Annotated in this window: 1 pseudogene; it reads left to right on the top strand. The window is 67.8% G+C overall.

The features are described from left to right. Positions 1-118: 118 nt before the first annotated feature. Positions 119-1,622 (top strand): annotated as a pseudogene (locus Q1A87_RS23395) (IS3 family transposase); the annotation flags it as partial.

The following is a 1,622-nucleotide window of genomic DNA, read 5'->3' as shown; positions in this document are numbered from 1 at the left end:
GCCAAACCCCCCTCTGTCAGGGAGTTGTCGCCTGCTCTTGCAATGAAAGTGTATTCTGAGGCGGGCGGGACAGGATGACGATTTGGCTTACTCACCGGAGAGGAAGGCGGCGGTTCTGATGAAGATGCTGCCGCCGAACAACGTGTCCCTGGGGCGGCTTTCGCGGGAGGAAGGGATCTCGCGGGCCACGCCAAGTGGCGGGTGGCGGCGCGGGCGAAGGGGCGGTTCCTGCCCGACGCGGAGGCGGGCCCGGAGGGCTGGACGTCCCGCGCCGAGCATGTGGCCGTGGTCGAGACGGCTTCGATGAATGAGACCGATCTCGGCGAATACTGCCGGCACCGGGGCATCTTTCCCGAGCAGCTCCGCGTCTGGCGGGAGGCTTGCGAGCGGGCCAACGACTGGGAGCGCGCGGCAGCACACCGGATCACGCGCGAGACGAAGGACGACAAGAAGCGCATCCAGCAGCTGGATCGGGAGTTGGCGCGCAAGGAGAAGGCGTTGGCCGAGGCCGCCGCACTGATGATCCTGCGAAAAAAGGCCGAGGCGATCTGGGGGTTCGGTGTGAGCCGGCGCCAGCCGGATCGGGCCGTCCTGGGGACGGACCGAAGCGCCGGACGGGGAGAGGACGAATGACGTCTGCCTCGGATCGCCGACACATCATCGCTTTCATCGATGAGGCCACGGCGGCAGGGGCCCGCCGGCCTGCCGCCTGCGCCGAACTTGGCCTGCACGAGCGTACGCTGCAACGTTGGAAGGATCCTGAGGGCGGGGTCCGCGAGGACCGCCGTCCTCTCGCGGAACGCCCCGCGCCTGCCAACAGGCTGAGCGACGAAGAGCGCGACCTCATTGTCACGACCTGCGCCGCGCCCGAGTTCGCGAGCCTCCCGCCCGGCCAGATCGTTCCCAGGCTGGCCGACCGCGGCATCTGGGTCGCGTCGGAGTCCAGCTTCTACAGGGTCCTGCGCGAGCGTGGCCAGAACCACCGGCGCGGACGCGCAAGGCCGGCAACCCGCCGCAAGCCGCCCACCAGTTTCGAGGCGAAGGGGCCGTGCCAGGTCTGGTCGTGGGACATCACCTGGCTGCCCGGACCGATCGCGGGAGCGTTCTTCTACCTCTACCTCATCGTCGACATCTGGAGCCGCAAGATCGTTGGCTGGGAGGTCTACGAGCGCGAGACGGCCGAGTCTGCGGCTCGAGTCCTGAAACGCGCGGTCTGGAGCGAGAAGTGCTTCACGAGCTCGCTGGTCCTGCACGCGGACAACGGCAGTCCGATGAAGGGCGCGACCATGAAGACCACGATGGAGCGGCTCGGCGTGACCGCGTCCTTCAGCCGCCCGCGGGTGTCCAACGACAATCCCTTCTCCGAGGCGCTCTTCCGGACCTGCAAGTATGTGCCCGACTGGCCGACCCGAGGCTTCGCGACAGTTGAGGAGGCGCGGGTCTGGGTTCAGGGCTTCGTACGCTGGTACAACCTCGAGCATCGCCATAGCGCCATCCGCTTCGTGACGCCCGATCAGCGCCACCGCGGCGATGACCGACCTCTCCTCGCCAACCGCCATCAGGTGTATCAACGCGCCCGTGCTGCCCGCCCCGAGCGGTGGTCAGAAAATACGCGCCGCTGG

The sequence above is a fragment of the uncultured Jannaschia sp. genome, from assembly GCF_947494055.1.
GTDB lineage: Bacteria > Pseudomonadota > Alphaproteobacteria > Rhodobacterales > Rhodobacteraceae > Jannaschia.
This window is presented reverse-complemented; position numbering and strand designations above follow the sequence as displayed.